The sequence below is a fragment of the Tardisphaera saccharovorans genome (assembly GCF_046635845.1).
In the GTDB taxonomy this organism is placed as follows: domain Archaea; phylum Thermoproteota; class Thermoprotei_A; order Marsarchaeales; family UBA168; genus UBA168.
This window is the reverse complement of record NZ_JAQQXN010000001.1, coordinates 679,998-696,707: the sequence shown is the minus strand read 5'-3', so window position 1 is coordinate 696,707 and position 16,710 is coordinate 679,998. Positions and strand designations below refer to the sequence as shown.

14 protein-coding genes are annotated in these 16,710 nt (G+C 50.8%); 9 read left to right on the top strand and 5 right to left on the bottom strand.

The genetic code is table 11. The features are described from left to right. On the top strand, positions 1 to 1,325 hold a 1,325-nt coding region (locus tag PRZ02_RS03310; RefSeq protein ID WP_449464413.1), incomplete at its 5' end, for an ABC transporter substrate-binding protein. Positions 1,326 to 1,457: 132 nt separating this feature from the next. Here PRZ02_RS03310 and PRZ02_RS03305 read toward each other — a convergent pair. Further along, positions 1,458 to 2,195: a phosphatidate cytidylyltransferase gene (locus PRZ02_RS03305; protein ID WP_449464412.1), complete on the bottom strand. Its 738-nt coding sequence runs from the start codon at positions 2,193 to 2,195 to the stop codon at positions 1,458 to 1,460. A gap of 102 nt (positions 2,196 to 2,297) precedes the next feature. Here PRZ02_RS03305 and PRZ02_RS03300 point away from each other — a divergent pair, with 102 nt between their 5' ends. Beyond that, the gene (locus tag PRZ02_RS03300; protein ID WP_449464411.1) at positions 2,298 to 3,896 is read left to right on the top strand and encodes a cation:proton antiporter domain-containing protein; all 1,599 of its coding nucleotides are present in this window, start codon (positions 2,298 to 2,300) and stop codon (positions 3,894 to 3,896) included. On the opposite strand, the gene PRZ02_RS03295 is transcribed toward PRZ02_RS03300, so the two are convergent. Beyond that, positions 3,862 to 5,148: a prenyltransferase gene (locus PRZ02_RS03295; protein WP_449464410.1), complete on the bottom strand. Its 1,287-nt coding sequence runs from the start codon at positions 5,146 to 5,148 to the stop codon at positions 3,862 to 3,864. The two genes, PRZ02_RS03300 and PRZ02_RS03295, sit on opposite strands and share 35 nt — an antisense overlap. Before the next feature lie 123 nt (positions 5,149 to 5,271). On the opposite strand from PRZ02_RS03295, the gene PRZ02_RS03290 reads away from it, so the two are divergent. After that, positions 5,272 to 5,634 (top strand): hypothetical protein, encoded by a 363-nt coding sequence (locus tag PRZ02_RS03290; protein WP_449464409.1) that lies wholly within the window; start codon positions 5,272 to 5,274, stop codon positions 5,632 to 5,634. A gap of 38 nt (positions 5,635 to 5,672) precedes the next feature. Further along, complete coding sequence (locus tag PRZ02_RS03285; protein WP_449464408.1) at positions 5,673 to 6,341, top strand: PIG-L deacetylase family protein; 669 nt, start codon at positions 5,673 to 5,675, stop codon at positions 6,339 to 6,341. 37 nt (positions 6,342 to 6,378) lie between these two features. On the opposite strand, the gene glmS is transcribed toward PRZ02_RS03285, so the two are convergent. After that, positions 6,379 to 8,133, bottom strand: coding sequence for a glutamine--fructose-6-phosphate transaminase (isomerizing) (gene glmS, locus PRZ02_RS03280; protein WP_449464407.1), 1,755 nt, complete (start codon positions 8,131 to 8,133; stop codon positions 6,379 to 6,381). A 181-nt stretch (positions 8,134 to 8,314) separates the two neighbouring features. Here glmS and PRZ02_RS03275 point away from each other — a divergent pair, with 181 nt between their 5' ends. After that, positions 8,315 to 9,079 carry a hypothetical protein gene (locus PRZ02_RS03275; protein ID WP_449464406.1) on the top strand — a complete coding sequence of 255 codons (765 nt, stop codon included), beginning with the start codon at positions 8,315 to 8,317 and terminating at the stop codon, positions 9,077 to 9,079. A 501-nt stretch (positions 9,080 to 9,580) separates the two neighbouring features. Here PRZ02_RS03275 and PRZ02_RS03270 read toward each other — a convergent pair. Beyond that, complete coding sequence (locus PRZ02_RS03270) at positions 9,581 to 10,987, bottom strand: sulfatase (protein WP_449464441.1); 1,407 nt, start codon at positions 10,985 to 10,987, stop codon at positions 9,581 to 9,583. Between the two features lie 613 nt (positions 10,988 to 11,600). On the opposite strand from PRZ02_RS03270, the gene PRZ02_RS03265 reads away from it, so the two are divergent. Both PRZ02_RS03265 and PRZ02_RS03260 read left to right on the top strand, forming a co-directional pair. After that, positions 11,601 to 12,605 carry a sugar phosphate isomerase/epimerase family protein gene (locus PRZ02_RS03265; RefSeq protein ID WP_449464405.1) on the top strand — a complete coding sequence of 335 codons (1,005 nt, stop codon included), beginning with the start codon at positions 11,601 to 11,603 and terminating at the stop codon, positions 12,603 to 12,605. A gap of 3 nt (positions 12,606 to 12,608) precedes the next feature. Next, positions 12,609 to 13,667: an aldo/keto reductase gene (locus PRZ02_RS03260; RefSeq protein WP_449464404.1), complete on the top strand. Its 1,059-nt coding sequence runs from the start codon at positions 12,609 to 12,611 to the stop codon at positions 13,665 to 13,667. Between the two features lie 225 nt (positions 13,668 to 13,892). On the opposite strand, the gene PRZ02_RS03255 is transcribed toward PRZ02_RS03260, so the two are convergent. Further along, entirely contained in the window at positions 13,893 to 15,134 is a 1,242-nt protein-coding gene (locus tag PRZ02_RS03255) for a GNAT family N-acetyltransferase (RefSeq protein WP_449464403.1), read from the bottom strand. 266 nt (positions 15,135 to 15,400) lie between these two features. On the opposite strand from PRZ02_RS03255, the gene PRZ02_RS03250 reads away from it, so the two are divergent. Further along, positions 15,401 to 15,616, top strand: coding sequence for a hypothetical protein (locus PRZ02_RS03250; protein ID WP_449464402.1), 216 nt, complete (start codon positions 15,401 to 15,403; stop codon positions 15,614 to 15,616). A gap of 193 nt (positions 15,617 to 15,809) precedes the next feature. After that, positions 15,810 to 16,538, top strand: a complete 729-nt coding sequence (locus tag PRZ02_RS03245) for a glycerophosphodiester phosphodiesterase (RefSeq protein WP_449464401.1) — start codon at positions 15,810 to 15,812, stop codon at positions 16,536 to 16,538. The last annotated feature ends 172 nt before the right edge of the window (positions 16,539 to 16,710 follow it).

The window sequence follows — 16,710 nt, the reverse complement described above, 5'->3', positions numbered from 1 at the left end:
CCTATCCTCACCAGTCGATAGTGGTGCTCAACGACTCGGCCATCGAGTTCAACCTCGCAGAGCCTTATCGTTGGTTCGCGTACGACCTCGCCTCTTCCTATTGGGGAGCTATAGAGGATCCCTCATTTATCGATGCCCATGGCGGCGTCCAGGCAGGCCAACCCAACTCTTACATCGACACCAACGGTATGGTAGGGAGCGGTCCGTACGTCATATCCTCGGTTGGCTCTGGCATGTCCAGCATAACGCTGAAGGCCAATCCCAACTACTGGGCCGCCAAGGTCCCAAACGTACCGTGGGTTATCTCTCCTGCGAGAATACCAAACGTAATCATAGAGTACGGCGCTTCCCACACAGATAGAGTTGAGGAGTTCGACACAAACCAAGCGCAGCTCAGTTACGTATCAATACCCTCGTTCAACACGATATATCAAGGATATGAGTACAAGAATATACCATTCAAGGCCATGTTCAACAACCAAGGTATGCAAGCCAGCGTTACAACCATAAACATGAACTGTCAAGTGTTCCCGACGAACATAACGGCCTTTAGGCTTGCCCTTGTTCATGCCATAAACTACTCAGCCATAATAAGCTCCATATACACGTACAACGGGACACCTCTTGCCCAGATGTACGTTGGGCCCATAACTCCTGACATGCCGTATTACGATCCACAGCATCTATCCCCCTACTCCTTCAACTTGAGCTTGGCAATGCAATATATAAGTGAGGCAGGAAAGCAGGGCGATTTCTACGTAATACTTCCAAACGGCACCGTGCTGGGAGATCTATCTGGCAAGCAGCTGCCGCCGCTTTCGCTTTACACGTCTCCTCCGACGCCCTCCGAGGAGACGGAGTTCGAGATAATTCAAAAGGATCTGTCGATGATAGGCGTCAGCCTCTCGCTGTACTCGATATCCCCCTCAGCCACACTGAGCTGGACGACCGCACAGACAACCCCCGCTTTGGTATGGGGAGGATGGCTTCCTGACTGGTCTGATCCAATTTACCAGCAGCTCGTGGCAATGACGGACATCAACTTTGGAGATGCCGGAAACTACGCGTGGTTGAACAACACGCAGATCAATAACATAGATAACTCGTTGCCCTGGACCGTTAGTCAGCAACAGCAGCTCACAGGAGTGGAACAAGTGTACAAACTGACCTACCAGCTCGCGCCCTACGTTTGGTTGCCGCAACCATACACGTGGTGGTTCCAGCAACCTTATTTGCACGGAGTAGTGTTTAATCCCTTCGAGGGTTATTACTACAACCTAATGTACTACGCAAATTATACTGTTTCTAGCTCTAATGAAGCTTAGCAGGCCGAAGTCGCCCTTAGGGATCTGCCCGCCTGCGAAAGCGCGAGGGCTTCCAACGAGGGCTTCCAACCGGAGAGAGGCCCTTGCCGGCGGTGCCCTCCCTCGAGGCCCCATCCGCCAGTACGGGATAGTTCACAAAACCCTGAGACCAAGCGCCATAGAAACGAGAGAAGTGGTCACAGGTATGGTGAAGTTATCCTCTATTCCATAGGCCTCACTAATTATAGCGGTGGCGGGAACCGCAAGAATGCCTAAATTAAAGCCGTTAAGAATCAGAAGCGGAACAGCAAGCGAAACTGCCCCAATAAGGGCGCCTTCAACGGTTGAATTAGTGAAGGGTATTCTTACATGCCCCAGCATAACTCCTCCAACCGCACTCATGGTATCATAAAGCATTACCGAAAGTATACCGTAGAACACGTAGTTTCCCGTAAAAGCCTGAGACATGAGCACACCAGCAGCGCCCATGAACATACCAAGGTAACCCCCTCTTCTCTCGTAGTCCCTCTCCATCTGGTCAACAAAGTCCTTCACGCTTTTCTCTATCCTGCTTATGCCGTCGTCGAGTGCCCTTATTTGATCCTTAACGTTCGGCGCTGACTTGCTTATCTGCTGTATCACGTTTTGCCTGGTGGTCGCCATGGCATCGAAAAGCGCATCAGCGAAGATTGGCCTTTTTACCTGCGCGGCATATATCAACGAAGCTGCGGTTGCCGTTATCGCGTAAAATAACAAGGGATTTAGCCGAAAGGCACTTAACTTAACGAAGAAAGGTACCAGAAGGTAAAGGCACATGACAAAGTGAACAGTCTTCCTAAAGCCTATGGATTTCAGCTTAGATACCCTAGACGTTCCCGATTTATCGGCCAATTCCCTTAATATCTTCGGGAGCTATTAAGCGTGCAAAGCCATGCAACGCCCGTCAACCGCACCTACAAAACCCTCAAAAGTCGTTGAGCTTAAGCCTTAGACATGGCTTATTATGGCGCGCTCTTTGGCATACTCGAGCTGAGCATTCTGCTCATAATAGGCAAGCTTGGAGAGGAGACTTTCTCAAAGATGGGACTCATACCGTTCGTGGGGGCCATAATACTAGGGATAATAATGGGCCCAGGCGTGATGAGCCTTATGGTTAGCTCACCCTACGTGGAGGAGTTCACATCCCTTGGTATCGTCTTCATCCTGTTCATGGCAGGGGTTGAGGACAAGCCAACCCGCGTCCTTGGCTTCAGAAAGTCCATAGCAGCAGGGGTAATCGCCTTCTCCCTTTCCTTCGTACTTCTTATTGTAGCGTTCGCTCTCGTATTTCACCTGCACCTTCTTCAGGCCTCGGTGATGGCTATTGTGCTCGCCATGGTAAGCGCTGGGCCATTTTCAAGGACAGTTCAGGAAACGCACGGTAATCAGGAACAAGCAAGCAGAACCTCGTACCTCTTCATCGAGGTCATGACCATGGAGATCTCCGCCGTGCTCCTATTCGGTTTCATATCATCGCCTTCATCCCTATCCAGCGCGCCGTCGGCCGTGGTCTACACAGCTAAGATGGCTTCCGTCATATTGGGGATCATGGCCTTTGGTCTTTTCCTCGCGAAACCGCTCATAACTAATCTGGAAGGTTACCTCAGAACCAGGGAGGCAAGCTTTTCGGTCGTCGTGGGAATAATCTTGGCCTTCGGCTTCCTGGCCCAGTACGTTGGTTTCAACTCAGCCATAGCTGCTTTTCTGCTGGGAGCCTTCATGTCAGACGAGATAAAAGATAACGCCTACATGCTTGAGAAGCTCAGGGCGCTTACATACGGCTTTTTTGAGCCCATGTTTTTCATGGGACTAGGGCTTTACTTCACCAAGCTAACGCCTTCCCTCTTAGTTTTAGGAATGGCGGCCCTCGCTTCCGCGCTTGCGGCAAAGCTTGTTTCCTCTTACTTCATCTCGCCAAGAATAGGGGCCGACCCGATCAGGAACTTCTTCGCTATGTCGCATGAGGGCGGCGTGGACGGCGCTATTCTGCTGACCGCGCTCAGCATGTCCCTCATCTCCTCATCCGTTTATTCGCTTTCCATGATAGCTGTCACGGCACTCGCCATAATAGGTCCCCTCGGCTACCAGAGGGGGCTACAAGTGCAGAGCCCCAAGCAGACTCCGTCCATAAAGTTCGTTCGGTACGAACTGAGAAACGTCACTGCAGGGCAGCTGGCCAACACGCTTTCCACGGTAAGCATTTCTGCAAATTCCACGCTGGCCGATGCCGTTTACGCGATCGAACAACTGCATACTAGGGTCCTAATAGTTGTTGATGATGAGGACAGGCCCTTAGGCTACGTGAACGATCATGAGCTCTTGAAAATGCTTGAGGGCGGGAAGAACCTCAAGCTCTCTGACGTGAAGCTACACGAAGTACCCAAGATAAGTGAAAGCGCAAAGGCTCAAGAGGTTCTCGACATGTTCGAGAAAGACGAAAAGCCAGTGGTCGCGGTAGTGGACTCGGAGGGCAGGCTCGTTGGTTCGATCTTGGAAAGGGAAGTGCTCAGGTACTTACTCAGCGAATCAAGGCAAGATACGGAATCAACCTAAAGAGCAGCACGAATCCCACGGTAAAGTACATGTGAAGGGCAGTGAACTTTGCGGTTTCCATGTCGAGTCTGCTCCTTATGGGATCATTGGGATCTCTCGTCGCCTTGGTCAAACGGAACGCCCAAGGAACGGTCAGCAAGGAGCCGAGGATCGGAAAGAGCTTGGAGTCAAGTACTACGGCGCATCCAAAGAGCACGTAAGATCCCCATATCATCACGAGGTAATAGATCAACGAGGCCTTCTGACCAAGTAACGAGGCCACGCTAACTATGCCTGTTGTCCTCTCGTCTGCCATATCTCTCCAGTTATTTATGTGCGCTATGGCAAGCACTAGCATGCCCAGCGCGATCGCTATTAGAATTACTGGCCCATTAACCGACCCTCCCTGAAGGACATAGCTTCCCAGAAAAATTCCAGGCCCCCAAGTTAGGAATATCGCGAGGTCGCCAAGAGCGATCCACCTCAAGCCTATCCTGGGCACGCTGTAGAGGGAGCCCGCGACCACGCCCACGAGAAAATAAGGCCATATTACTGGCCTCAGGCGCACCATGTAAGCACCGCCAACTAAAGCTATCCCCAACAAGGACAACATGTAAATTCTGAAAGTACGAACAGGTATGAGCTTATCTACAAGTACCCTCGATCCCATGGAGCCCATGCTTTTTGGTCTGTCGAGCGAGGACGTGTAGTCAAAGTAATCGTTCATCATGTTGAAGGATGCGTGAGCTATCAAAAGTATGCCCAGTGACAGCACCAGAAGGTAAGCATTTATGGTCGGGGCCAGGAGAGCCGCTATGATCGCCGATGCAAAGGTTTGTTGAAACGTCCACGGTTTCAGTGCCTTTATGTACTTGAGTTTCGTAGAAGTACTCATATCTTTGAGTTGAACCCTTACATTCTCGTGCGCGCTACCGCGATCAACGGTTATGCTTTCTGGCACTATTTTGGCTAAAAGCCATCCACGCGTAAGCAGGGGAAGGACCTCGGGTGCGCGGTAAACGAGCTTCCCCCTTTCGCTGTCGTTAAGGGCGGGGTCGCCAAGAATAAGCAGCTTTCCCTGCCCAGATAGGGTCAAGCGTTTGCCCTTTATTTCAAAGCTCACCGTTTCAGGAGATTGCGCGTGCGATGGCTCAATGGGCACCACTATACCACCATCGAGCGCGTAATAGGCAATCTCTGACCAACGCCCACTGCGGTCCTCTATCTTTATTGTTCTTGCCTTTTTTATCAGGTGTAGTGCCTCACTATCCACTTCGATATGTCATAAGGGGAAAAATAAAACCCTTGCTGTTAATCCTTTGCCCGACCTATTGTCATCGATCGCGGTTCGCATTAGCTTGGACGGCATGCGTAAGTGCTGGTGCCCGCATAAGATATGGCAAGAGGTGGTAGCGTGGTTTTGGGGTCGGTTGTGGGCTTCCTCTTGATCATCGTCATAGGATGGGTGCCATTCATAGGAGCGCTCATTGCCGGCTTCGTGGCCGGCCTAATAGCAAGGGGGGCATGGAGGGGCTTTATTGCTGGTTTAGGGGCTAGCCTTATCGGGTTCGTGATCATAACGCTGGCATTTGCCCTTGCGGGAGGTGCCATAGCGGGCTTCGTGGGAGCTTTCACCTTCGGACTAATGGGACTGGGTATCAGCGTTTTTCTTGCGATTATCTCGCTTGCGGGCATACTCTTGGCAGCCATAGGTGGTGCCTTGGGTGGCCTTGCTGCGCAATCGACGCGATCCTTCTGAGGTTGCGAAAGCCGTAAACAAGCCCTCCATAATAACGCATGGACCTATCAAGAGTTCTCGTATTTGTGGCTCACCCAGATGATGAGGTGATCGGCTGTGGTGGAACCATAAGAAAGGCAGTGAAGCAGGGAGGAAAAGTAAGGGTCGTTGTCTTTAACCCGGGAGGCAAAAGCGTTGCCGAGACGACCGATGAGGCAGTCGGGCAAGCAACCCGTCTTAGCGAGCTTGATCGCGTGTCCGACTTCCTCGGATTTGATCATGAAAGCTGGAATATAGCGGAGATATCCAATAGGAGAGAAGTCGTTAGAAAAGTCGTCTCCGAAATCAGGTCATTTAAGCCAACGATGATCTTAACGCACTCACCAGGTGATAGGCATCACCTTCACGCAGAGGTGTCTTCCGTCGTAAGCGAGGCGACGTGGCACGCAACTCAACTTTACTATCTCGATTTGGGCCAACCGTGGACGCCAAGCGCGATTTACTATTTCGAGGTATGGGACCTGTTCCTTCAGCCCAGCGCGATAGTCAACATAAGCGATTACATGGACGATAAGGTAGCTGCCATGAAGCTTTACGCATCACAGGTCGAGGTTTTCCCTTACATACTTGACTACCTTAGGGCATTGGGAAAAGTAAGGGGTTTACCCATGGGCTTCTCTTACGGAGAGGCCTTCATGAGGTCCCAAGCTTTGACCGAGACCGGTTAGCTGCAGCAAGAGGGCGTCGTATACCCCAGGAGGTGCCTTACATGATCATGGCTTTGGCCAGCCCTGGCGGCGTATCTACTGGCACGCCGTTTTTCAGGCCGAGCTTGTAAGCGGCGAACTGCAGCGAGACAGAATTCACAATGGGAGATAGCTCTCTGGGAGCCATGAGCCTTTGCGCTGAGGAAAGCTCGATCATCTTTCCACCGCGAAATTCGACGACTTGCCTTATCTTATCGTAAAGCTCTTCCGCGTCTTGCTCTGACGGCTTTATCGTGATCACCGGGTAACCTTTGCTCGCAAGCGCTATGGGACCGTGTAAAAGTTCTCCTAGCTGTATTCCCTCGGCGTGAACAAGGGCTGCTTCCTTGAGTTTCAGCGCACCTTCCATGGCAACCGGGAAGTTGATCCCACTGCTTGTAACATAAGCGCCCGGTGAGCCGTAAAGCCCATCAGCTATGTGATTTCCCTCTACCTCAAGCTCGGGCATTTTTTGCGATAAGGACCTAGATAGGTTCACCACGGAATCTCCGATCTCCTTTATTTCTTCTGTGCTTATGGCGCCGCCCTGACGGCCAGCATACGCAGCAAGGAGCCTAAGCACAACCAAGGTCGCCACGAAGGTCTTGGTCGCGGGCACGGCCAACTCTGGGCCGGCGGTCATGGGAAGGTAGATGCTTGAATTGGAGGTAAGCCTTGAGCCGATGGTGTTCGTTACACCTATTATTGCGCAACCCCTTTGCCTAGCCAGCCTTACGCTCCTTATCACGTCCGACGTTTCACCGCTTTGGCTTATGGCCACAATAACTGATCCTACCCCTACATTGTTCAGGGCGTAATAGGGAAACTCAGCCGCACTGACGACCTTCACGTCTACTCCAGCGTCTGAAAAGTAATATGATGAAATAAGGCCAGCGTGAAGACTCGTCCCGTTTCCTATCACGTACACGTTTTTTGCTCCGTGAACTATCATTCCTGCCAGCTCAAGATACTTGTCCATGAGCGAGGAAACGGCGCTCAGCATAGCGGAAGGTACGTCATAGATCTCCTTGAGCATGTAATGCTCGTACCCTGCTTTGCTAGCCGGACTCACGTTTTTCATGTCAACGAATTCCAAAGCGACTGGATTTCCGTTTATATCGTATGCCATGACGTCATCAGCCGATACCACGACGGCACAGTTCTCTGGAAGCATCGTGTATTTTGTAGAAATCCCTGTGAGGCTGCTAACGTCGCTGGAAACGAAATTACAATCACCAAGACCAATAACGATCGGTTGCCCCACGGAGGCCGCATAAATCTTCTTTTCTCCGTGAACCATGAACGCGAAAGCATACATTCCCTTAACGCTGGAAACTATGTCTAGAACCGCTCTTAAAAGGTCCTGCTGGTTTTCAAGTAGATGAGGGAGTATCTCGGCATCAGTTGTCGATGTAAACTTGTGCCCTTCGCGCGTTAGCCTTTCCTTTATCGTGTCGTAATCGTCGATTATTCCATCCATTACAACTGCGATTTTTTCGCTGCAATCAAGCATGGGATGCGAATTCACAATAGAAGGCCATCCCCTGCTGGCATAACGGGTATGCCCTAAAGCTATGTCAGAACTAATGCCCTTCAGTTGGGGAATGTCAGAGAAATCTATGTTTCCAGCGACCTTGAAAACAGCTATATGTTCAGGCGTTTCGTAAGCGATGCCAGCGCTATCGTAGCCTCTGTAGGTAAGTTTCGCAAGGCGCTCCTTAACCAGGTAAACATCAGCGGGTTTCCTACATACGTAGCCGAAAATTCCACCCATGGAATAATGCCTTTTCTCATATTTACGCTCTTGCTCTGTGCGTAATAGATCTCATGATGAATCCCTTCGCTTGTCAGGAAAACGCGCCCAAGTTAGCATGAAAGTTGGAAATGAGTCTCAATATTTTCATCAACATGGATAAAACAAGCATAAGTTTATAAATCGTAACCACATGATTATTGTGTCTTTCGCTGAGAAATTAATCAAAGAGATAAAAGAAAACCCAGATCTAGCAGAGCAACTCAAAGAAGTTTTGAACCTCGGAACTCAGAGGGAAATGCTCGCAGAACAAAAAAACATCAAGGAATACCTTGGGTTGTTGTCTGAAGAGCAAAAAAAGTTTGCCGAAGAAATGATGCAGCTGAGGGAAGAACAGGTCAAACTGAGAGAAGACTTCAACAAGATGGCGGAAGAACAGAAGAGCATGAGGGAAGAAATGATGCAGCTGAGGGAAGAACAGGTCAAACTGAGAGAAGACTTCAACAAGATGCTGGGGGAGCTGCAGGAGCTTCACACAGCCCAGAAAAGGACCGACCAGAAGCTAGACAAGATGTTCTCGGGTATGATAAAGGGCTTCGGCGAGCTGTCCAAATTTGCCGGAATCTCGTTCGAAGAGTTTGCCAGACACTTCATGGACGCTTACCTTAGAGAGGCAGGCGTTATTCCGAAGGGCAAATCGCTAAAGTCAGTCGTCATTGACTCAGAGGAAATAGACATGTACTGCGACTCACCACCAATTGTAGGTGAGGTAACTGCGTCGGCCACTTCTGATGAGGACGCCTTTAAGCTGCTTCGCAAGGCACAGCTGGTAAAGGCAAAGCTAGGTGCGGAACCCCTTAAGTACTTAATAGTTTTAACCGCCACAAGAGATGCTTACAAGAAAATACAGAAAGTATGCAAAGAAAATGGGATTGAACTAATAATTGGGAGCGTGGTTAAGCAATGACCATGCTCTTCTCGTTAACGATCGCATGATCAAATCTCTCGTCCTATCCATCGACCAAAGCAGTCTTCGAGATGTTTCCCAAAAAGTGCAAGTTACCAGCCTTGTAAAACATTCATTAGCTGAGAAGGCATCTGCGTGAAGCTCACTCAGAAAAAAGTAGAAAGATTCGATTCCGAAACCGCGCTTTCATCGAGAATTAACGTAAGTTGTAAGACCAGTGGAGTTCAAGTAAGCCCACTAACAGTCCTTTACGTTAATGGCATTCACGCAAAAGCAAAATCAGGCTAAAAGTTGCAACACCAAACGCAAAAGCCCTAGTCCGAAGCACATCACTTTTTGGCACCAATTCGGTTACGATGCCGGGATGCAAGATAAAGCAGTGAAACCGGAGCTCCTGTAAGAGGCGAAAACTCTTTTGAAAATTGCTCAAGATAGTAACCGTGCGGATAAGGCGGTGCCGTCAAGCGGACCTTCGTTCGCTACAAGAAAAGATAGCTTTAATCAAAGGTACAGCTTCTCGTACCAGTTTCTGATCGATTCCGGAGGAGTGGGGATTTCTGGGATTGTTCCTCCCGCGTCTAACGCTATTCTCGAGTAGAGGTCCCTAACGATGTCAGGAGCTTGGGCTGATATATCTCTTTCCATCTTCTTATCCTTCTTTATATCGTAAAGCCTTACGTTGTTTCCCTTTCTATCAGTTATCATCCAGTACTCATCATCTCTATACATGAAGTAGTTCATGAAGGCGGATGTAGCGTGATCCCTTGCCGCGGCCTTATTTCCCTCTGCCAGGTCCCACGCGTTTATCCCATCGGGCTTGTAGGGAAGCTCTCCAGCGTTTACGCGCAATCCAGCCATGGATATCAGCGTGACGAAAAGATCGTGGTTGTAAACGTAGCCCGACACGCGCTCACCGGAGTTAGTTGCGTTTGGCGCCCTGATCAGCAAAGGTATGTCCAAAAGTTCTGGATACAGCCCCGATGCGACCTTTCCAGTTAGGTTGTGCTCCCCAAGCTGATGTCCGTGGTCAGATATGACAGCCAGAACGGTGTTCTTATCGAGGCCCAGCTCGTAGAACTTCTGCATGAAGATCCCAAACCACTTATCCACAAGCGTGACCTCTCCCGCGTAGTTTGCCCTCATGTGCTTTAGCTCCGCCGGCGTCAGGTAATCCGCGGTGCCGTACTTGGGAGTTATGACGTTTACGCCGCTATAGCCTGGATCGTACATGTCCACGAACTCCTGGGGTGGGTCCCAGGGCTCGTGAGGATCAAATGGCTCAAGCGCCAGGAAGAAGTCTTGTTGCTTGGCGTTCTCCTCGAGCCACCTAGCTCCCTCCCTGAACGTGCTGGGCGCAAACCAGTCCTCCTCGCTCCTCCTGAACTTGACGTTGCCGAGGTAGTGCCTCACCAGTCTTTCCACCCCAGTCCCCTTCAGGGCTGGAGTGAGATGCGACCTCACCTCTTCTTCCGATACCAGCGTCGCTGACCTGTACTTGTCCCATTCCTGTCCCCTAACGAATATCCACTCATCAAACCCCCTGTTGAAGTTCATCCCCGGCTCGAAGAGGTGGTAGTTGTCCCCAATGAGCGCCGTCCTGTAGCCCTTGAGCTTGAAGACCTCGGAAAGGGTAACGTCCTCATCGCGGAGAGGCTCCCATCCAAACATGAAGACGTTGGGAAAACCCTTCGCGAACCTTCCGGATGGGACGAAGGGAAAAATTCTTTTGCCTGTATATAGGCCACGCCTAACAGGTATCGTTGGAAGCGATTCGGGATATGCGTCATCATAGATCACCGACTCCTTCGCAAGCGCATCGATGTTGGGTGTGCGGGCGATCCCACCGTAACATCCAACGTGATCCTTCCTTAAGGAGTCAATCACCACAAGAATCACGTTATGTGCCATCTTCAAAGTCTCGCTTCGGGAAGTACCTAGATATACACCTTCCGGCATCGACTTCGCCTCAATGATTTAGCGTAGGCATGTGCTGTAGCTTTGGAAGGCCATAAGGGCTCTGTGGGTCGAGAGACGCAAGTAGATGTGATGATGAAATCGGCCTATGAAGATGGCCTCTTACCTCATATTGCAACGATAAGCTACACAAACGTTAGAATCGCGTCCCGTTCGTATCAGATAATGTTTTGCAATTACCACGCGGAAGCTAGAACGTTGAAGGAACGCAGGAAGCTGGTCTTCGTAGTCAGGGTACGTTTTGCAATTACCACGCAAAGCAGGCTTTGTCTGCACGTTACCTTCGCACCAATGCCAATTTTGGTAATGGCTTGCCTCCTTTCTAGAGGAGGAAAAAGGGTCGCAAACAGGCACACCCCACGAATCACGTAATGCTCTTGCAGTTACATCCGCATTTTGGCAGCCATGCAGCGCTGCATCCTAACGCTGTTGAAATTGACGCTACCTTTTGTGAGGACCATTTCCAGCGTACTGGCGCGTTCAGAACAAGGTCCTACTACCGACCAAGCAATAATCAACCCTTAAATTTCGTTGCCATATTACCCTCATGTATTCAGGGATAAGGGATTTTACGCTCATATGGGCAGGTTATCCTGACATCGTAACCGGGATGAAAGACCTCGGCCTTGTCGGCCTTGAGGTTTACGTTGGGCCCGACCTCAAGTCTTCTGATTACTCGGATATGGGTGTAAGGGCGTCCACTGGGTTGGACTTTAGCAATGCTGCGGCCCGGCGCCAGTTCCAGAAAACGCTTAGGGACCACGGGGTAAAGATATCAGCAATTCTCATAGAGAATGACTTCGGAAGAGAAAACCTTGAAGCGGAACTCAAGTGGATGAGGGCTGCTTCCATGGTCGCTCAACAGCTGGAAACGGACGTCGTAAGGATTAACTCCGTGATGTCTCCCAAGCAAGGGGTTCCTTTGGAAAAATATGTGGAGAGGACCGTTCAAGCGGTAACTCAAGCCATCAAGTCCACGGAGTCCGTGAGCTTTGCCATGGAAAATCACGGGGTGGTGGGAAACAGGGAGGACTTCATCGTCGAAGTACTTGAGGGTGTAAATTCCGATAGGTTTGGACTAACCTTGGATACTGGCAACTTTTACTGGTACGGCTATCCGCTGAGCAAAGTTTACGACCTGGTTTCCCGCTTCGCACCCCATGTTAAGCATACGCACGTCAAAAACATGACTTTTTCACCTGATGCCAGGGAGAAGATGAGGGACTGGTGCCGCGACTGGCCAAAGGAGGCCACCCCGATCTTTGAGGGAGATATCGATTACTCCAAGGTTTTACGGAAATTAGAGCTTGCAGGATATGGCCGCGACATTACCATAGAAGACGAGTCGTTGGGAAATTATCCTAAGGACAAGGCACTGCAGTTCCTGAAGAGGGATGCCGAGTTCTTAAACGGGCTTCTAAGCCGCTTCGCGCGACATGAAAGCTGGCATGGGAGCACGCGTTCCCGCACTGAACGATCCATCAAAAAGCCGGTTAGCATAAAAGCAAGCCCTGCGCGCAGGAGAACCCTTAAACTTGACTACTTAATGTAAAGTATGGAATACATTAATCTAGGTAATAGCGGTCTAAAGGTATCCAAGCTTTGCTTGGGCACTTGGCACCTACCTCCGTCGAAGGAAAGAGATCAGTTCGGCGTGCTGAAGGTAGACGAGGAACTCACAAAGAAGATCGTGCAAAGAGCTGTCGACCTTGGCATCAACTTCTTTGACACCGCCAACATATATCATGGGACCATGCAAGGCGTAGATCCCGCACATGCGGGTAACTCAGAAAGAATACTCGGCGAATCCCTGGAGGGCTATGACAGGGAGTCGCTGGTAATAGCGACTAAAGTGCTTGGGAGGGTAGCGGAGCACGCCAACGGAGCTGGGCTCTCGAGGAAGCACGTAAACTGGCAGATAAAGGAGTCTCTCAAGAGGCTAAAGACGTCTTACATCGACGTCTATCAGATGCACCGCCCGGATCCCAGCACGCCCATCGAGGAAACTCTGGAGACGTTTTCCGACTTGGTGAGGCAGGGATTGGTGAACTACGTTGGCGAGAGCTACTTCGACCCCGTGGACATAGCCGATATGGTGCAGATCTCTGCCTCAATGCATCTCCCCTTCATATCGATGCAGGAGCCTTATAACCTAATTGAAAGAGGGATAGAAACGGAGAAGTTCTGGCTGGCCAAAAAATACGGCCTAGGGATCATGGCTTACATACCGCTGGCACAGGGCGTGCTCACGGGCAAGTACGAAAACGGAATACCCCCCATGTCGAGAGCCGAATACGTTTCAGAGATAGGAAGAAGGTACCTTACGCCTCAGACGCTTGAGGCCGTTAAGGAGTTGGGCGAGATGGCAAGGGAAAAAGGTGTGAGCAGTTCTCAGCTGTCGTTGGCGTGGATCCTTAAGCAATCCGAGACAAACGGTATAACCATAGTACCCATAATTGGCGCCACCAAGGTAGAACATCTGGAAGATAACGTCGGCGCCCTTGACGTTAAACTGATTTCAGACGACATGAAGCGCCTAGACGAAATCTCGAAGAAAGCCGTTGTGAACTGGAAAGACGAGTTCACCAAGGTCCGGCACAGAAGCTACGGCTGAACGCTGCAAGCCAATGGCGCTTTGTCATAAGTTTTGAAATGGGTTCAATGGTATTTAAAGCTGGCGATGCCCCCGCCTTGCCATGCATCGTTATCATGGCCCGTGAGCTAAATTAGAGGTGCCACATCGCAGGGAGCTCATTCGATGGGAGCACATTTAGCCGTGATTTTATGGCCCACCATAGGGGCTAAGCACCGACAGGAGCCAAACTCGCTGCGACGCAGGTCACCAGTGATCAGGGGGCCATAGGTGAAAACGCCGGAGGTAGAAAAGAGACCTAAGAGAGGTCATAAGGTAAGAGGAAATCCCGCTGACCTCAATTAGCCCTGCTTCTGCCGCCCTCTCGGGCGATTCCAGCCCCGCTATCATCCTCAAGAGCGTCCTCTGGTGCAAGCCAACCCTTACGTCTGCCGCCTTTTCTGTTGGCGTGAAGTCTCTTAGGTTAACGTTTACCGGCTCCAGCTGAGTTACGTCATTGTAAACTCTTAACTCGGCCACGCCTGAACCTGCCCCGGCCAAGGGCCCCACCTGATTCAAGAAATCCCTCAGGTTAGTTATGCTCATCATGTAAGATCCCGGCTCCCTGAACTGGTAAAAGTCGCCAAGGAGGTAACTGGCTGCGGGATCTCCCTCAGGAATCGATATCGTTATTTCATGCGCATCCTGATGTTGCTCGATGGCTTTCCCGTATAGCGACGCCAGTGCCCCAAAGTCATTGGGATGAGCCAAGCATTCCCTTATGTGAAGCGCTTTCCTTTGCTCATCCCAGTCAAGATAAGCGTATCCCCTATCTGGAAACACAAGCACGTCATCAGGGCTCAGCTCCCTGTAGAAGAACGTCTGCCAAGAGTTCCTTTTGAAAAGCTTTTCCTCCCAGTACCCGTCGCTTCTCCTGTGAACTCCCATGGTGATTTCGGCGTTTTCCGCATAGATTTTCTTCATGGCTTCCTCCTGATTTCTCTCAAAGGGCTGCACTTCATCCATCCCTTCAGAAAAGCGCTTAAGCTTGTCAAGGCTTCTCCGCGCATCCCATGCCTCCGCAGACAGACGAGCGAAGAAGTGAAACGGAGAAAAGCCCACCCTGCGATAGATTCTGTGGGCAGATGAGCCATATCCCGTATCCAACCCCGCTAGGCAATACTCCTTCGAGACCTGCTCCATGACGAACCTCATGAGATCAGTGGCCATGCCCATCTTCCTGTATTCGGGATCTGTGCACACGTTGGCTATGCCCGCCGTCCTCACGAACTTCCCGAAGTGCAGCTCTCTCTCAACCACTTGGACATGACCAACTATCTTCCCATCCTCCTCAGCAACAAAGGCGTTTTCTCTCTTAAAGCCTGGATCTACCTCGTAACCCAGCCACTTTTCAGGGGTTAGGCCCCATTCCCGGAAGGTGGAAAACGACTTGTTCATCACGCTGACTATCCCTTCCTCATCTCCGCTTTCATACCTGCGAAATTTCATGAGCTGAACTTCGCCGTCGCACTTAAGTTATGCTTTCCCACCAGCCACTTTCTCTCACGTTTTACGCTTAACCGCGCAGTGCTGTATTTTTTACTGATGGCTTACCACTCTGCATGGTACGGTACAAATCTGGCGCTGGGAAGGGCAGGTGGCTTGGCATAAGCATGCGCAAGTTTTCACCACGACTCATGATAAGGTGATGCGTGCGGCTTTCCTTTACTCAACAGCGCGTGGAAGACTTATTTGCCAGCATGCTTCACGTAAGCATGAACAGTGCCAGCGATCTCATAGGCGAAGCCAAAAAAGAGCTAGAGGAGATAAGGCGTTTGGTCATAGAGACGGAACAGGCCGGTGAGATCAATGAGGATGACCTTGTGGAAATAGGCGTGCGCATAACGGAATCAATCAACAGGGCAGAGAAGGCACTGGAAAGCGCGCAAAAGCTCCTTGCGACTAGGCGCGACGCTGGTGAAGGCAGCTGAAGCGATAAAAGCGGGCTATTAAGACGGGCTGCCCAGTCGCTTGGCTGATTCTTAGGTTCAATATACGTTTAATCCAGAGCGGAGAAGGGCGCTAAAGACATCCTCAGAACTGCGCAAATCGACAACGATTAGGTTACATAAGCACGTACCGCGTTTGGCCCTCAACCTTTTACGTGAGGTGCTCTTGTTTACCATGTTTGTGGTAGGCCACAGGGGTTACCCGGTCAAGTCCCCTGAAAACACGATACCCTCGTTTCAGGCCGCCATAAGGGCTGGAGCCAAGGGCGTGGAACTCGACGTGCACATGACCGCCGATGGGCAACTCGTAGTTATCCACGACCCCACGCTGAGGCGCACAACTGATGGACAGGGCGAGGTAGCCAATCACACCCTAGCAGAGATCAAAAGGCTCGAGGCCGGTGTTAGGTGGGGCATGAGCGGTATCAGGGTACCGACGCTGAGCGAAGTCTTCAGAGAGGTTAATGCGGAGCTCTTCATAGTGGAGCTGAAACAAGGGCTGTCCTCTCCATATCCAGGCATCGAAAAGAAGGTAGTAGAAACGATTTCGTCTTGCAGGCCTGCAGGAGAAGTCATGGTTAACTCTGCCGACCCATCTTCTCTCGTTAAGGTCAAAGAGATTGACGAGCGCATCAGCACGTGCTTGACCGTTGATGGAAATATAGAAAGTTCGCTGCAGGCAGCGAAGGCTGCAGCCGTTGACGGCTTGCACGTCAACTTCAAGGCCGCCACGGCCCAAGGAGTGAGCTTGGCCAAAAGCAAAGGGCTCAGAGTAGGGCTTTGGACTCCTAACAAGGAAAGTGAGCTCCTAGAGGCGATTTCGCGCGGCCCCGACTGGATCACATCAAGCTACGTGGAGAGAGCACTGGCAACGTTACGGCTAAGGGGGGAGACGGCGCCATAGTTTCCCTTAGAGCTCACGGACATGGCTAAATGAGGCCAACAAAAAGCGCGTCCTCATCAAGTCCTTGCTCCGGATACTAAGGAGGCCGGCAGTCAGCAGGATATCCCTATCCCTATCCTGCTAAAAGGTCAGCTTTGTTGCCCCATGGTCGCTTGAAATGAGGCAGGGCATT